General features: G+C 56.2%; 13 protein-coding genes and 2 pseudogenes. 12 read left to right on the forward strand and 3 right to left on the reverse strand.

Going from position 1 to position 15,042, the window contains the following annotated elements:
* The first annotated feature begins 2 nt into the window (after window positions 1-2).
* The 3 genes from DI396_RS03850 (at window position 3) to DI396_RS03860 (ending at window position 3,061) form a co-directional block, all read left to right on the forward strand.
* Window positions 3-890, forward strand: coding sequence for an ABC transporter permease (locus DI396_RS03850; protein WP_110794758.1), 888 nt, complete (start codon window positions 3-5; stop codon window positions 888-890).
* A complete protein-coding gene (locus DI396_RS03855; RefSeq protein ID WP_110794901.1) occupies window positions 883-1,941 on the forward strand; it encodes a quaternary amine ABC transporter ATP-binding protein in 1,059 nt (352 codons plus the stop codon). Before DI396_RS03850 ends, DI396_RS03855 begins: the two co-directional genes overlap by 8 nt.
* A gap of 265 nt (window positions 1,942-2,206) precedes the next feature.
* Window positions 2,207-3,061 (forward strand): YihY/virulence factor BrkB family protein, encoded by an 855-nt coding sequence (locus tag DI396_RS03860; protein ID WP_110794759.1) that lies wholly within the window; start codon window positions 2,207-2,209, stop codon window positions 3,059-3,061.
* Window positions 3,062-3,143: 82 nt separating this feature from the next.
* Here the strand turns inward: DI396_RS03860 and DI396_RS03865 are convergent, their stop codons facing one another.
* Window positions 3,144-4,181, reverse strand: a complete 1,038-nt coding sequence (locus DI396_RS03865; RefSeq protein ID WP_110794760.1) for an NAD-dependent epimerase — start codon at window positions 4,179-4,181, stop codon at window positions 3,144-3,146.
* A 195-nt stretch (window positions 4,182-4,376) separates the two neighbouring features.
* Between DI396_RS03865 and DI396_RS03870 the strand changes: the two genes are divergently transcribed.
* From DI396_RS03870 to DI396_RS03885, 4 genes and pseudogenes are all read left to right on the forward strand, one after another.
* On the forward strand, window positions 4,377-6,176 hold the full coding sequence (locus DI396_RS03870) for an ABC transporter transmembrane domain-containing protein (protein WP_110794761.1): 1,800 nt from the start codon (window positions 4,377-4,379) through the stop codon (window positions 6,174-6,176).
* Between the two features lie 82 nt (window positions 6,177-6,258).
* On the forward strand, window positions 6,259-6,675 hold the full coding sequence (gene lysM, locus DI396_RS03875; protein ID WP_110794762.1) for a peptidoglycan-binding protein LysM: 417 nt from the start codon (window positions 6,259-6,261) through the stop codon (window positions 6,673-6,675).
* Window positions 6,676-6,916: 241 nt separating this feature from the next.
* Window positions 6,917-8,806, forward strand: a complete 1,890-nt coding sequence (locus DI396_RS03880) for an acyl-CoA synthetase (RefSeq protein WP_110794763.1) — start codon at window positions 6,917-6,919, stop codon at window positions 8,804-8,806.
* A 429-nt stretch (window positions 8,807-9,235) separates the two neighbouring features.
* A pseudogene (locus DI396_RS03885) lies at window positions 9,236-10,382 on the forward strand (IS3 family transposase).
* A gap of 350 nt (window positions 10,383-10,732) precedes the next feature.
* Here DI396_RS03885 and DI396_RS16910 read toward each other — a convergent pair.
* Window positions 10,733-10,870: pseudogene (locus DI396_RS16910) on the reverse strand (phage minor head protein); the annotation flags it as partial.
* A gap of 187 nt (window positions 10,871-11,057) precedes the next feature.
* On the opposite strand from DI396_RS16910, the gene DI396_RS03895 reads away from it, so the two are divergent.
* Genes DI396_RS03895 through DI396_RS03915 form a run of 5 tightly spaced genes read left to right on the forward strand, consistent with a single transcriptional unit; the run spans window position 11,058 to window position 14,706 of the window.
* Window positions 11,058-11,678 carry a glutathione S-transferase family protein gene (locus DI396_RS03895; protein WP_110794764.1) on the forward strand — a complete coding sequence of 207 codons (621 nt, stop codon included), beginning with the start codon at window positions 11,058-11,060 and terminating at the stop codon, window positions 11,676-11,678.
* A 32-nt stretch (window positions 11,679-11,710) separates the two neighbouring features.
* The gene (locus DI396_RS03900) at window positions 11,711-12,379 is read left to right on the forward strand and encodes a cupin domain-containing protein (RefSeq protein WP_110794765.1); all 669 of its coding nucleotides are present in this window, start codon (window positions 11,711-11,713) and stop codon (window positions 12,377-12,379) included.
* The gene (locus DI396_RS03905) at window positions 12,379-13,062 is read left to right on the forward strand and encodes an SDR family NAD(P)-dependent oxidoreductase (protein WP_110794766.1); all 684 of its coding nucleotides are present in this window, start codon (window positions 12,379-12,381) and stop codon (window positions 13,060-13,062) included. Before DI396_RS03900 ends, DI396_RS03905 begins: the two co-directional genes overlap by 1 nt.
* A 3-nt stretch (window positions 13,063-13,065) precedes the next feature.
* Window positions 13,066-14,118: a flavin monoamine oxidase family protein gene (locus DI396_RS03910; RefSeq protein ID WP_110794767.1), complete on the forward strand. Its 1,053-nt coding sequence runs from the start codon at window positions 13,066-13,068 to the stop codon at window positions 14,116-14,118.
* Between the two features lie 9 nt (window positions 14,119-14,127).
* Window positions 14,128-14,706: a TetR/AcrR family transcriptional regulator gene (locus DI396_RS03915; protein ID WP_110794902.1), complete on the forward strand. Its 579-nt coding sequence runs from the start codon at window positions 14,128-14,130 to the stop codon at window positions 14,704-14,706.
* A gap of 52 nt (window positions 14,707-14,758) precedes the next feature.
* On the opposite strand, the gene DI396_RS03920 is transcribed toward DI396_RS03915, so the two are convergent.
* Window positions 14,759-15,042: integrase core domain-containing protein (locus DI396_RS03920; RefSeq protein WP_162617140.1), on the reverse strand; the 284-nt coding region annotated here is incomplete at its 5' end.

Genomic DNA, 15,042 nt, shown 5'->3' on the forward strand with positions numbered 1-15,042 from the left:
TGATGGACTGGACCGAATTTCCCGAAATGGGACGCGAAGAATTACGCGACCTGAAAAAGGGTATCGACGCGAGTTTTCGCGAATTTTCACGGGCCTATGGCGAAAGCCTGGAGGCCTTCTTTAATCCGCTTTTGCAATTCATGATCTGGTTCGAACGGTTGCTTTTGGCAACGCCTTGGCCGATCATTCTCGCCGTCGTCGCGGCGTTTTCCTACCTCGGATCGCGTAGCTGGAAGATCAGCATTGGCGCGGTTCTTGCCTTTCTGGCGATTGGCTATTTGGGCATGTGGGAGGACACGATGGCGACGCTTGCCATTGTCTTGGTCGCCACGATGGTCTGTATCGCGGTTGGTATTCCAATCGGGATTTTGATGGCGCGCTATAACCGCGCGCAATCCTTGATCACACCGGTCCTCGATATCATGCAAACGATCCCGTCGTTCGTGTATCTGATCCCTGTTGTGATGCTCTTGGGTATTGGCAAGGTGCCGGGTCTTTTGGCTGTCTGCATTTACGCGGTACCGCCGATTGTGCGCCTGACCAACCTTGGTATTCGCCTTGTCGATCGCGAGGTTCTGGAGGCCGCCGATGCCTTTGGCGCCAACTATCGCCAGAAACTCTTCGGCGTGCAAATTCCCCTCGCCTTGCCCAATATTTTCGCCGGTGTGAACCAGACGATCATGATGGCATTGTCGATGGTTGTGATTGCCTCGATGATTGGCGTCAAAGGTTTGGGCGTGCCGGTCTTGCGCGCAATCTCGAACCAATACCTTGCGCTTGGTCTGATGAACGGCCTTGCGATTGTGGTCCTTGCGATCATCATTGACCGGGTCACGCAAAGTTATGGCCGCCGTCTACAGGCCCATCGGAACGGAGGCGATCATGGCTGATCACGACAACATCAAGGTCAAAATCAAGAGCCTCTACAAGGTGTTTGGTGACAACCCCCAAAGCGTCATTGGCGAAGTGCAACAAGGCATGGGAAAGCCGGAGCTTTTGGAAAAGCACGGGCATGTTTTGGGGCTCAACAACATCTCTCTCGAAATCCCCGAGCGGAAAATTCAGGTGATCATGGGCCTGTCCGGTTCGGGCAAATCGACATTGATCCGACATATCAACCGTTTGATCGAACCCACGGCGGGCGAAATCTGGATTGATGGAGAGGACGTGTTGTCAATGGACGAGGCGGCGCTGCGTGATTTGCGGCGCTTCAAAACTTCGATGGTGTTCCAGAAATTCGGCCTGTTGCCGCACCGCACGGTGCAACAAAACGTCGAATATGGCCTCAAAATCCAAGGTGTCGCAGATGCCGAAGCGCATGAGCGATCGGCCCGTTGGATCGCACGTGTGGGTTTGGCCGGTTTCGAGGATCACTATCCGGGGCAGCTTTCTGGCGGCATGCAACAACGTGTCGGCCTTGCCCGCGCTTTGGCGACCGATGCGGAAATTCTGCTGATGGACGAAGCCTTTTCGGCGCTTGATCCTCTGATCCGCACGGATATGCAAAACATCCTTTTGGACCTGCAAGAAGAGCTGCATAAAACCATCATCTTCATCACCCACGATTTGGATGAAGCTTTGCGTATTGGCGATAATATCGCCATTTTGCGCGATGGGGCGGTGATACAGGAAGGCGACCCGCAAGAAATCATCATGACGCCCGCAGATGATTACATCACGGATTTCATTCGCGACATCAATCGCTCAAAGGTGATCAAAGTGCGCTCGATCATGTCGCCCGGCGGCGTGTCCGGCCAAGGCGCACAAATCCCCGCCGACACCTCGCTCGAAGCTGCGCTGGCGCCGCTGAGCAAGGCCGAGAACCAGACCTGCACCGTGGTCGACAAATCCGGCGCGCCGGTGGGGACGGTGTCATTGAACGGTGCGATTGCCGCCCTGACCCCGCCCGAAAGCGACGAACCGGTGGCGATGCAATATTGATTTGACCCGCTGGACAGGAACGATTTGAGGGCCGCCCTGCGTTGGAGCGGCCCTTTTCTGTGCCCGCTCATTGCGCTCGGACCCCATGTGCACCCAGGCGACTTTATCCGATTTTTGCGCGCCGCCCGGCAGGCGCAACAGATCGCCCCCCCAGCGCGCCAAACGCGCTCGTTTTTTTCTTGGCCCCTCTTTCTATCACGCTATGTTACGGGTCAGGGCCACCGGCATGACCAGAAAATCAGGGCCGCGCAATCAGGATCACACAATGACAAAACTGGCCTTTTTGGCACGTGTATTCAAAAACGTCTGGCTTCAAATCGACGAGCGTAACCTGAGCCTGATTGCAGCCGGCGTCGGGTTCTTTGCCATGCTTGCCGTGTTTCCGGGGTTGGCGGCGGTGATTGCGCTTTGGGGGTTGGTGTCGGACCCTGCCGTGGTCTCGGGGCAAATGGAATTGATGCGTCCGCTGTTGCCCCCCGATGTGTTCGAACTGATCAAAGAACAGGTGGACGGGTTGATCGGCCAAGGGCGCAGCACATTGGGTTGGGCCACTGTGGTGTCGGTCGGCTTTGCGCTCTGGTCGGCGCGGGCCGGTATCAGCGCGATGATGCGCGGCATGAACGAGATTTACCGCATCCGCAACCGCTCCAGCTTGCACCATTATACGGCGGCCCTGGTGATGACGGCCGGCTTGGTGGGCGTGTCCTTGGTCGCCTTGGCCGCCATCGTCGTGGTGCCGGTGGTCTTAAATTTCATCTATCTGGATGTAACCACGGCCAGCTATATCAATACCCTGCGATGGGTCGCTGCGATGGGCGCCCTCTTGGCGGGGCTCGGGATAATCTATCGGTTCGGACCGAACCGCCGCGGCGAGAGACCCACGATGATTGTGCCCGGCGCGGTGTTGTCTGTGACAATTTGGGGCGCGGTCTCGGCGGCGTTTTCTGCATATCTGACGAACTTCGGCAACTACAACGAGGTTTATGGCTCGATCGGGGCGATGATTGCCTTATTGGTCTGGCTCTATCTTAGCGCTTTTCTGATCCTGCTTGGCGCGGCATTGAATGCCGAGATCGAACGGCAAAATTGCGGCGGCGATGGAGAAAGACAAAAACCTTAGCTGTCGCCGCCGCCCGCCCTACAAGGGGTTTGCAAAGCGGCCTTCGAGGAGCTTTTGAAACGCAACGCACGGCGGCGGGGCATCACGCCCCGTGATATTCCCGATACCATGCAACAAACCGCGCCACGCCCTCGCGTACCGGGGTTTTCGGAGCATAGCCGGTCAGTGTCTTGATCAGATCGGCATTGGCCCATGTCGCAGGCACATCACCGGCCTGCATCGGCATCATGTTCTTGATCGCCTCGCGCCCGGTGGCGTCCTCGATGGCTTCGATAAAGTCCATCAAAGGCACGGCGTCGGAATTGCCGATATTGACCACACGGAACGGCGCAACCGGCGACAGGCTATCGCCCTGCGGCACATCGCCCTCGGGCCGCAGGGGCGCGGCATCGATGAGCAGACGGATGCCTTCAACCAGATCGGTGACATAGGTGAAATCACGTTTCATTTGTCCATGGTTATAGACATCGATCGGCTCTCCCGCCAAAATGGCGCGGGTGAATTTGAACAGCGCCATATCGGGCCGCCCCCATGGGCCATAGACGGTAAAAAACCGGAACATAGTGGTCGGCAATCCGTAAAGATGCGCGTAGCTGTGGGCCATGGCCTCGCCGGATTTTTTGGTCGCGGCATAAAAAGACATCTGCGTGTCGGCCTTATCGGTCTCGGCATAGGGCATTTGGGTGTTGGCACCGTAAGCCGATGAGGTCGACGCCAGAAGCATATGCTGCGGCGGATAGGCGCGGGCAGCTTCCAACACTTCGAAGGTTCCAATCAGGTTCGCTTCGAGATAGGCGCGCGGATTGTCGATGGAATAGCGCACGCCGGCTTGGGCCGCGAGATGCACCACAACGTCGGGGCGGTGGGTTTCAAACAGCCCCATGAGCAAATCGGGCGTTTCGACCTTCCCCTTGATAAATTCAAATTTCGCCTGCCCGGAAAGCCGGTCAAGACGCGCCTCTTTCAGGGCAACATCGTAGTAATCATTCATGCTATCAAGGCCGATCACCCGCATGCCACGCGCCAAGAGAGCCTCTGCAAGGTGATAGCCGATGAAGCCTGCGGCTCCGGTGATCAAAACGGTTTTGTCGGGCGCGGCGGCGGGATCGGAATGGGGCATAGGGCGGCCTTTGACTTTCGGACTGGGTTCGAACTGGGATGGTTTGGTTTTGCGGGCACGCGGCCGACTTGGCAAGCCTTGGCCGATATGCCGGTGCGAAATCCCGGCGCCTGCGGCAAATGCGCGGCAATCGCGCGCTTGACCCCATAGCCCAGCATTGCGATGAAGCGGGACCAATTGGCAAGGAACCCCGACATGGCACGCACCCCCACCCCCGCAGGCACAGACGCCGAGCGCGAGAAATCCAAACGCGTCGGCGCTTTGGGTGAACTGCGGCCGTTTCTTGTGCCTTATAAATGGATGGCGGTTCTGGCGGGTTTGGCGCTGGTGCTAACGGCAGGCGTTTCATTGACGTTGCCGCTTGCGGTCAGGCGGGTGATCGACAGCTTTGGATCGGACAGCGTTGCGATCTTGGATCAATATTTCGGCGCGGCGCTTGGTTTGGCAGCGCTTTTGGCGGTCGGAACGGGGCTGCGTTACGCATTGGTGACGCGGCTTGGCGAACGGGTCGTCGCGGACATCCGCAAGGCGGTGTTCGACCGGATCATCAGCATGAGCCCCGCCTTTTTCGAACGCATCATGACCGGAGAGGTGTTGAGCCGGATCACCACCGACACGACATTGATCTTGTCGGTGATCGGTTCTTCGATCTCTGTGGCGCTGCGCAATGTGTTGATTTTGTTCGGCGGCATGATTTTCATGCTGTTCACATCGGCAAAATTGACCGGATTGGTTTTGTTGATCGTGCCGGCGGTGATTATCCCGATCCTGACGCTTGGACGGCGTTTGCGCGCGCAAAGCCGCGAGAACCAGGATTGGATCGCGGCCTCCTCGGGGTCCGCCTCGGAAGCCTTGCTCAGCGTGCAAACCGTGCAGGCGTTTACCCATGAGAGCCAGACCCGCGCGGAGTTTTCCGACGTGACCGAGAAAAGCTATGACGTAGCGCGCCGCCGGATCACCACCCGCGCCGCCATGACGGTCATCGTGATTTTTCTCGTCTTCGCCGGCGTGGTCGGCGTTTTGTGGGTTGGCGCGCGGGATGTGCGCGGCGGCATCATGAGCCCCGGCGCATTGGTGCAATTCGTGTTCTACGCTGTGATGGTCGCCGGATCTGTCGCCGCCTTGTCGGAAATCTGGGGCGAATTGCAACGCGCGGCGGGCGCGACCGAGCGGTTGATCGAATTGCTGCGCGCCGAGGATGCGGTGCAAGATCCTGCCGATCCCGTTCCCCTGCCCGAGACGGTCAAAGGCGAGATCCGCTTTGAGGGTGTAGGCTTTTCCTATCCCTCGCGTCCGGACATCTCCGCGCTTGAACATGTGGATTTGGTGATCAACCCCGGTGAAACCGTGGCCTTGGTTGGCCCCTCCGGTGCGGGCAAAACCACCATCATTCAGATGATCCAACGGTTTTATGATCCGCAAACAGGGCGCGTTTGCCTTGATGGGGTGGATCTGCGCGATATGCGCCGCGACGCATTTCGCCGGGTGATGGCCCTGGTGCCGCAAGATCCGGTGATTTTTGCCGCTTCGGCGCGCGAGAATATCCGCTTTGGCTGGCCCGAAGCGTCGGACGCCGAAGTAGAATCGGCCGCCCGCGCCGCCAACGCGCATGAGTTCATCACCGGTTTGCCCGCAGGCTATGACAGCTATGTGGGCGAGCGCGGCGTGATGCTGTCGGGCGGGCAAAAGCAACGCATCGCCATTGCGCGGGCAATCTTGCGCGATGCGCCGGTGCTTTTGCTGGATGAAGCGACAAGCGCCCTGGACGCCGAAAGCGAACGCGCGGTGCAATTGGCCGTCGATGAGCTGGCCCAAAACCGCACCACCGTGATTGTCGCGCACCGTCTGGCCACCGTCAAAAAGGCCGACCGCATTGTGGTCATGGAAGGCGGGCGTATCGTTGCCACCGGCACCCATGATGCATTGGTCGCCGAAGGCGGGCTATATGCGCGGTTGGCGAAATTGCAATTCACCGACGGGTCGGGCGCGGCCTAAATTCCCCGCTAAATCGGTTATAATTGTCTTGCGCCAGTTACAGGCGGGGGCGAAGATACACCATCTAGTAAAGGAGATATCCATGGGACTGTTCAGTTTTTTCAAGCGTTCCGGCAAGAAAATCAAAAGCGCCGACGAGACGCCCAGCGCCGAAGACCTGAAAAAGGAAGTCGCCGATTTGGGGCTGGATGCCGAGGGTCTGGACATCACGGTTGAAGGCGACAAGGTCAAGGTCAGCGGCAGTGCCGTGAGCCAGGAAGCCAAAGAGAAAATCATTCTTGCCGTGGGCAACGTCGAAGGCGTGGCCGAAGTCGAGGATGAAGCCGGCGGCGAAGAGCCGAAATTCCATACGGTTGAAAAGGGCGATACGCTTTGGGCGATTGCCGAAAAAACCATGGGCAACGGCGCGAAATACGAAGCGATTTTTGAGGCCAACAAACCGATGTTGACGCATCCGGACAAAATCTACCCCGGTCAGGTGTTGCGTATTCCCGCGTAATCACGCCTTGGCATGAAAATCCGGAGGGCTGCCCCCAGCGGGCAGCCTTTTTTCGTTTCCCCTGATGCCCGCGTCTAAACCCCGACCTTACGTCCTGCGCCGCTTAACGTAGGGTCCTGACGCGGCCACAGGCTTGCGTAAACCTCCCTTCCCCACCATGCTGCTTATCAAGGTCTCAGCCGTCAGGTGCAAAAGGCCGGACGTCAAGCGCGTGGGGACGCGTTATTCAGGGGAGGATACCATGACCAAAACATTTGCAAATTTCGAGGATGGGCGACGCATCCAGAATGAGATGCCTTATGAAGAGAGGGATTTGCCGCGCTCGATCTATGAAATGCTGACCCGCACCCGCGACAAGTTTCCGGGGCACAATGCGATTTCGTTCCAATTGGAATCCGGTCCGACGGACAAGGCCGAAACCCTCACCTATACGCAGTTGCATGAACAGGTCTGTCAGGCGGCAAACCTGTTTCGTAAATTGGGCGTCGGAGAAACCGATGTTGTCGCGCTGATCCTGCCCAATTCCAACGAGACGGTGATCAGCACACTTGCGGGCTGCGTTGCCGGCATCGTCAACCCGATCAATCCGATGTTGGAGCCGGAACAAATCGCCGCGATCTTGCGTGAAACCAAGGCCAAGGTCGTGGTGACGCTCAAATCTTTTCCGAAAACCGATCTGGCACAGAAAGCCGCCGAAGCGGTGCGCCACGCCCCCGGCGTGCATACGGTTCTGGAGGTTGATCTGAACCGCTATCTGAGCCCGCCGAAAAGCTGGATCGTGCCGCTCATTCGCCCGAAAAATCCGGGCGGCCACCACGCGGACGTCAAAAGCTTCAATAGTGAAATCCGCAAACAGCCCAAGACATTAGCCTTTGCCGACATCTCCGCAGACCGTGTTTCTGCCTATTTCCACACCGGCGGCACCACCGGCATGCCCAAAGTCGCCCAGCATAAGAACTCCGGCATCATCTATAACGGTTGGGTTGGCAGCACCTTGCTCTATACCGAAGATGACAACGTCATCTGCCCCTTGCCGATGTTCCATGTTTTTGCCTGTCATGTGATTTTGATGTCGGCGATGTCTGCTGGATCGCATGTGGTGTTCCCGACCCCCGCCGGTTATCGCGGCGATGGGGTGTTCGACAATTTCTGGAAACTGTGCGAACGGTGGAAAATCACCTTTGCCATCACCGTGCCAACCGCGATTTCGGCATTGATGCAGCGGCCCGTTGACGCGGATGTCTCGGCATTGAAAACCGCGTTTTCCGGCTCCGCCCCCTTGCCACAGGAATTGTTCAACCGCTTTGAAAAAGCCACCGGCGTCGGCATTGTCGAAGGGTATGGATTGACCGAGGCGACCTGTCTTGTGTCGTGCAACCCTGTAGATGGTGAAAAGCGCATTGGTTCGGTTGGGCATCCCTTCCCCTATACGGATGTGAAGATCATTCGCGATACGCCCGAGGGCCCGGTGGAATGTGCCACCGATGAGGTCGGCGAAATTTGTGTCAGCAATCCGGGTATTTGGCCCGGCAACACCTATACAGAAGCAGCCAAGAACAAAGACCTCTATCACTATGAGAAATTCCTGCGCACCGGCGATTTGGGCCGGATGGATGCGGATATGTATTTGTGGATCACTGGCCGTGCCAAGGATTTGATCATTCGCGGCGGCCACAACATCGACCCGGCCGAAATCGAAGAGGCCCTGCTGGCCCATGAGGCAGTCGGGTTTGCAGGTGCCATCGGTCAGCCCGACCAGCACGCGGGCGAAGTGCCCTGCGCCTATGTCGAATTGGTCGCGGGCGCGCAAGTGACGCCCGAAGAACTGATGAAACACTGCAAAGTGCATATCCACGAACGCGCGGCGATGCCGAAACACGTCGAGATCCTGCCGGAATTGCCAAAAACCGCCGTGGGCAAAGTGTTTAAACCCGACCTGCGTAAATCCGCGATCAAGCGTGTCTTTGACGCGGCCCTCAAAAAGGCCGGCCATAGCGCCGAAGTCACTTCGGTGGTTGAAGATAAAAAGCGCGGCCTCGTGGCGCAGATCAAAACCACCGGCAATGCCGATCGCGAGGCCATCGGGCATCTGTTGGGCGAATTTGTCTATGCCTATGATTGGGCGGAGTGAGCAGTTTCACCCGCGAAGGTGATCCCGCAGGCGGCGCAGACACGCGCCGCCTGCTGACGTGGGGCGTCCATCCAACAGGACAAACTGCAATTCGCCCTATCCGAAATTATGTCTCATAGCACAAAAGCCAAAACGATATTTTGCCCGGACACAGCCAATACCCACGGCCGCACGTAAATATTATCTCAAAACCAACTTATCGTTCATCGATGAGCTTGGGTACGGCCTTAGCGGTGCCCGTCGGTGGTAATGCCGGTGCGCCGTTTGAACGTCTAAGAATATCTGCTGCTCGAATACCACCCGAGCTATGCCTACGTGATGGTGAAGAATAGATCAGGTTATTATAATCTGGTCAGGACAGAATTTATGAGGCGCCCCTAGATTTGCAGACGGTTTGCTTGGTAATTTTGGAACCATGGAGAGACGGATATGAACAAGGGAATACGGTTTACAGACGAGTTTAAGCAGGACGCTGTGGCGCAGGTTGTTGAGCGTGGTTACGCGGTCAGCGAGGTGGCCGAGCGGCTGGGGATCAGCACCAAGTCCCTGTACACTTGGAAGGCGCAGTTTTCGAAGTCGCCACGTGTCAGATCAGAGGTTGCGGATCAGGCTGCTGAGATAAGACGGCTGAAGCGCCAGCTAGCCCGCGTAACCGAGGAACGCATAATCCCGAAAAAGGCGACCGCATACTTCGCGCGCGAGTCTCAGTGAGGTATGCGTTTATTGAGGCCCATCGGGCGGAGCTTTCGGTGCGATCGATGTGCCGGGTACTGATGGTACATTTCAGTGGGTTTTACGCATGGCTTAAATGACCATTAAGCCAACGTGCGCTAGAAGATGCACGGCAAACAGAACTGATCCATCAAGCTTGGGCGGATAGCGGCAAGGTGTACGGATACCGCAAGATGCACGATGATCTACTGGATCAAGGTGAGATATGTTCTGAGAAACGTGTAGCGCGTTTGGCCAGCATACGGCGCAGATCGGCTACAAACGCCGCCCTGCTCGTTATGGTGGGAAGTCTGCGGTCGTCGCCGACAACACATTAGATAGGCAGCTTGAAGTCGATGCTGCCGATCGGATTTGGGTGACCGACATCACCTATATCAGAACACATGAGGGTTGGTCGTACCTGTCTGTCGTGATCTATCTGTTCTCGAGGCGCATCGTCGGTTGGTCGATGCAGTCACGCATGACAACAGATCTTGCACTACAAGCATTGTTGGCTGCTGTTTGGCGGCGCAAACCAAAACAGAAAGTGATGATCCACTCAGATCAGGGTTCTCAGTTCACCAGCACAGAGTGGCAATCATTCCTTGATAAACACAATCTGGATGCCAGCATGAGTAGACGTGGGAATTGCCATGACAATGCCGTCGCAGAGAGCTTCTTCCAGCTATTGAAACGGGAACGGATCAGACGACGGACATACCTGACACGCGACGCTGCAAGGCAGCACGTGTTCGACTACATCGAGATGTTTTACAACACTTAGCGCAAGCACACCAACAATGGCATGCTGTCACCGGTTGACTATGAAATGAAACAGCTGAAAATGAAGGAGGCAAGCGTATAGGAAACTAGGGGCACCTCATTCATCCACGATTTCACGAGAAACAGAGCCTCCGTATTATGCCACCAAAGATAAACAAAATCGTGCTCGAAGGTGCAGCTTATCTTTCAATCAATGCGTTTTTACCATTTTTTTCAAGATGCTATCCCAATTGATGCCTGACATCTTTAGAAACAGTGTTGCAGCCATTTTTATCGCCATTGTCATAATGGCCCTAAATTCTTTACGCCTGCGTAACGGACGATGGGAGCTTGCAATATACTCCATTACGATCTTGTGTAATTTGAGCGTATTCGTACTCTTTAGAATGCTAACTTATGTCAGTTTTCTGCTGGTACTGCTGAGATAGGCTTTCAAGGGCTGTATGGTTCAGCGGTGCACCTGCATCCATAGTCGTCATCCGGGTGACCCGTGGCGGGTGGGTCATTCCATTCGTGAACGCGGCCGTCGTTTTCCGCATGACTGGGTCTGACGCGGCTATCGCGTCGCGTGCGCCAAAAGAGGTGGTCCGAATTTCCGCGACCACCTCTCTACCTCGAAGTCGGTCCATGAAAGCGTTAGCGAGAAGAGGGCCGCTTGATCGACTTAACAGTTTTGTGATCGATCATAGTTGATGCTGGCTTGCAAAGACGTCCAATCTACTAGTAGGTAGTCCCCAACATAATATGGAGTGTTACTATGAAAATCTACGATATCGAAGGCTTCCCCAACCCGGTACGAGTGCGCATTGCTCTTGCTGAAAAAGGGGCGACTGACAAAGTTGAGTTTGTTCCTGTTGATGTGATGGGTGGGGAACATCGCACCGAGGCCTTTAAAGCCAAGAACCCAGACGCGGTTGTCCCATGCCTTGAATTGGCTGACGGCACGTACATTTCGCAGTGTAACGCGATTACAGAATATATCGACGGCCACTTTGAGGGCCCGTTACTGACCGGCAACACACCGAAAGAACGCGCGCAAATCTCTATGATGAACCTGCGTGCCGAAAACGGCTTGCTAAACGCGGTCGCTGCATATTTCCACTACGCAACACCCGGCCTTGGCCCAGATCTTGAAACATACCAGTGCGCTGAATGGGGCAACAAACAAAAAGAAGTTGCCGGACAAACGATGGCCTATCTTGACAGTGTTCTGGCTGACAATGACTTTCTTGCGGGCTCTGAATTCTCAGTCGCGGACATTACAGCCTTTGCCGGTTTAGCATTTGCCGATTTTGCAAAGGTAGAAATCCCGGACTCGTTTGCCAATCTCAACGCTTGGCGCGCGAGAGTTGCAGCACGACCAAGCATCGCTGGATAATAACAGGCCACTCAAGCCGGAAGGATAAGACTATGGAATTAAACGCAGACTTTAACAAACGCGTGGTGGTCCACTCAGATCAGCTTGAGTGGTTGGCCTCGCCGATGCCAGGTGTGGACCGGCGTATGCTGGACCGCATCGGCGGTGAAGTGGCGCGGGCCACAACAATCGTACGTTATGCAGCCGGTAGCAAATTTTCTGAGCACACCCATACGGGCGGTGAGGAATTCATTGTCCTGGATGGCGTGTTCCAAGACGAACACGGTGACTTTCCCGAAGGCACCTATGTGCGCAACCCGCCGACAACGGCCCACACACCGGGCTCCGAACCGGGCTGCACGATCTTCGTGAAACTGTGGCAATTCGATATGGATGACCGTAACCAATTCCGCAAAAATATGGCTGATGAACTTGGCGCGCCAGTGAACGGCGTAGCGACGGCTGAATTGCATCGCGATCTGCGTGAAACCGTCACGTACAGCCATCTGGACGCAGGTGCGACATTGGAAACCGAACACGCAGGCGGATTTGAGGTGTTGGTTATCTCAGGCTCTGTGACTGAAGGCGGCGATACGCTGGGCAAAGGCGCATGGCTCAGGTTGCCGGATGGAGCCAAACTAAGCGCAACAGCGGGCGATGACGGGGCAAAGCTCTGGGTTAAGGCCGGCCACTTGCCACACGCCCAGCCGCCGGCTGTCTGATGGGTGTTCAAAAACCTATGGTCCTTGTGGCCGGTGCGGGGGCTGGCCTAGGCCAGTCCCTTTTGTCGCGGTTTGCGGATGGGGGCTTTGAACCTGTCGGTCTGGGGCGGTCTGCACCGGATGCGCCGGTGGGTCAATTCCATACGGTCGACCTTTCCGACGAAACCAGTGCGCCCGATATCTTGGCCAAGATCATCGCGGAAAACGGCCCGCCAAGGGTTGTGATCCACAACACCGCAGAATTGGTTATCGCACCATTCATGCAAACAGACTTGGATGACTACAGGCGAACATGGGACAGCATGGTGCAATCGGCAGTCTTGCTTGCGCAAGCAACCATTCAGCCAATGATCGATGCGGGCGGTGGCTCATTTATCGTATCGGGTGCCACGGCATCCTTGCGCGGTGGTGCCAAGTTTTCGGCCTTCGCCAGCGCCAAGTTCGCATTGCGTGGATTAACCCAATCGCTCGCGCGGGAATTTCAGCCCGCTGGTGTGCATGTGTGCCACGCTATTTTAGACGGTATCATCGACACGGCACGTGCACGCGCACTGCACAGCTTGGACCCTACAAAGATGATGACGCCCGCTGATATCGCGGAAACCTATTGGCAAATTGCGCATCAACCAAAATCAACGTGGACGCATGAGCTTGACCTGCGTCCAGCCTCTGAAGGGTTTTAAGACATGACCACTTTGATCGTTGGTGGCGGGCTTTCGGGACTTGCTCTTGCCGAAGCGCTTGAAACGCAAGGACGTGATTACTTGCTGATTGAGGCACGTCCGCGGTTTGGCGGACGGATCAAGACAGAGCGCGTGGTGGGCAGCGGTTTTGACATGGGACCTGCGTGGTTTTGGCCGGGCCAGCCCCGGATCGCGGCGTTGATCGCACGATTGAACTTGCAGAAATTCGACCAGTTTTCTGACGGCGTTCTTAGCTATGAGGATGAGAGCGGGCGGGTGCAGCGCGGCCAAGGCATATCGTCAATGGAAGGATCATGGCGTCTTGTCGGCGGTCTTGGCCAAATGATTGATGCGCTGGCCACACGGCTGCCCGGCCATCGTAAGCGTTTGAATGCTCCTGTAGTTGACCTTACGAAATCAAAGGATGGGATCAGCGCCACACTCGCGAGTGGTGAAATACTCGATGCCAACCACGTCGTATTGGCCCTCCCTCCGCGGGTTGCAGCACAATTTACATTTGCGCCAGCCTTACCAGCCAACACCCTGCGTACCATGCAAGGGATTGCCACGTGGATGGCCGGACAGGCCAAGGCCGTCGCAGTTTACGATACCCCGTTCTGGCGTGAAGACGGCCTGTCAGGCGACGCCATGAGCCGTGTCGGCCCCATGGTTGAAATCCACGATGCGTCCCCAGCACAAGGCGGCCCCTATGCGTTGTTTGGATTTATTGGTGTGCCACCACAGGCGCGCACGCATGAACATCAGTTGCGTGAACAGCTGCAAGCCCAGCTGATACGGCTGTTCGGACCTAAAGCCGCAGAGCCAATACAGTTGTATATCAAGGACTGGGCCTATGACCCTTACACCGCAACACAAGCAGACCAAGCGCCGCTTTACGAACATCCGGCGTATGGGCTGCCCCATGCCATGACACACCTTTGGGATGATACACTGCATTTTGCAGGTACAGAAGTCGCACCCACATTCGGGGGCTATATTGAAGGGGCTTTGGAAGCCGCAGAAAATGTTCTAAACACGCTCAACACTTTAAAATAGACGCAAATGATGGCAACGGATACCAAGATAAACCTTCTCAATTCAGCAGAACGGGTGGCGCGCACGCGGGGCTTTGACGGCTTTAGCTATGCTGACTTGGCCAAAGATGTCGGGATCACAAAAGCCAGTATCCACCACCATTTTGCAAGCAAGGCGAAGTTGGCCGTCGCCTTGATGAAACGCTACTACGATGACTTAGAAACCGCCTGCGCAGAGATCGATGCACAAAATGAAACCGGTGCTGCGCGGCTGAATGCACTGATATCGCGATACCATGGTGCATTGGAAGACGGTCAAAGCCTCTGCCTTTGCGTTTCGTTTTCGACCAGCACACAAAGCCTTTCGGATGACACGGTCGCGGAAATGAACCGGTTTCGAAAAATGATAACTGACTGGCTGTCCAAGGCGTTTGCGCTTGGTCAACAAGACGGGACAATCAAGGGGGTGGCTGACCCTGTGCAAGAAGCCACCGCCGCACTTCCGTTGCTAGAGGGTGCTCAGCTGGCTGCCCGGGTCGCGAAAGATCCTGATCGATTTAGCGCGGCGTTGCGCATATTAACTTCGCGTTTGTCTAACTGCGTCAATTAAACCGGGCCTCGCTCGTAATCCCCCCCTTTTTAATGGGGTCCAGCCGTAGAATTCACGCGGCTGTTCTCAGTTTCATAGCGGGGGTCATCCCACCGATGGCCATGTTGGGTCGCTCGTTGTTGTAAGTCCAGAGCCATTCGGTTACCTGGTCCTGTGCCTCCTCGATGGTTTCAAAGATGTATTGCCCCAGCCATTCATCCCGCTGCGCAGCAGTCGAAACGCAGTTTCGATGAGAGGGGCGAACGTTGCGGTTATAGCGCTCGATGTAAGCGTTCTGCTGCGGCTTGCCGGGCTGGATGTATTCCAGCCGAACGTTGCGTTTTTCGGCCCACTCCA

The sequence above is a fragment of the Litorivita pollutaquae genome (assembly GCF_003205515.1).
GTDB lineage: Bacteria > Pseudomonadota > Alphaproteobacteria > Rhodobacterales > Rhodobacteraceae > Litorivita > Litorivita pollutaquae.

Bases quoted from the DNA above. Each gene is read 5' to 3' on its own strand.
- DI396_RS03850 (WP_110794758.1), top strand. From the start codon at position 3: ATGGACTGGACCGAATTTCCCGAAATGGGACGCGAAGAATTACGCGAC.
- DI396_RS03855 (WP_110794901.1), top strand. From the start codon at position 883: ATGGCTGATCACGACAACATCAAGGTCAAAATCAAGAGCCTCTACAAG.
- DI396_RS03860 (WP_110794759.1), top strand. From the start codon at position 2,207: ATGACAAAACTGGCCTTTTTGGCACGTGTATTCAAAAACGTCTGGCTT.
- DI396_RS03865 (WP_110794760.1), bottom strand. From the start codon at position 4,181: ATGCCCCATTCCGATCCCGCCGCCGCGCCCGACAAAACCGTTTTGATC.
- DI396_RS03870 (WP_110794761.1), top strand. From the start codon at position 4,377: ATGGCACGCACCCCCACCCCCGCAGGCACAGACGCCGAGCGCGAGAAA.
- lysM (WP_110794762.1), top strand. From the start codon at position 6,259: ATGGGACTGTTCAGTTTTTTCAAGCGTTCCGGCAAGAAAATCAAAAGC.
- DI396_RS03880 (WP_110794763.1), top strand. From the start codon at position 6,917: ATGACCAAAACATTTGCAAATTTCGAGGATGGGCGACGCATCCAGAAT.
- DI396_RS03895 (WP_110794764.1), top strand. From the start codon at position 11,058: ATGAAAATCTACGATATCGAAGGCTTCCCCAACCCGGTACGAGTGCGC.
- DI396_RS03900 (WP_110794765.1), top strand. From the start codon at position 11,711: ATGGAATTAAACGCAGACTTTAACAAACGCGTGGTGGTCCACTCAGAT.
- DI396_RS03905 (WP_110794766.1), top strand. From the start codon at position 12,379: ATGGGTGTTCAAAAACCTATGGTCCTTGTGGCCGGTGCGGGGGCTGGC.
- DI396_RS03910 (WP_110794767.1), top strand. From the start codon at position 13,066: ATGACCACTTTGATCGTTGGTGGCGGGCTTTCGGGACTTGCTCTTGCC.
- DI396_RS03915 (WP_110794902.1), top strand. From the start codon at position 14,128: ATGGCAACGGATACCAAGATAAACCTTCTCAATTCAGCAGAACGGGTG.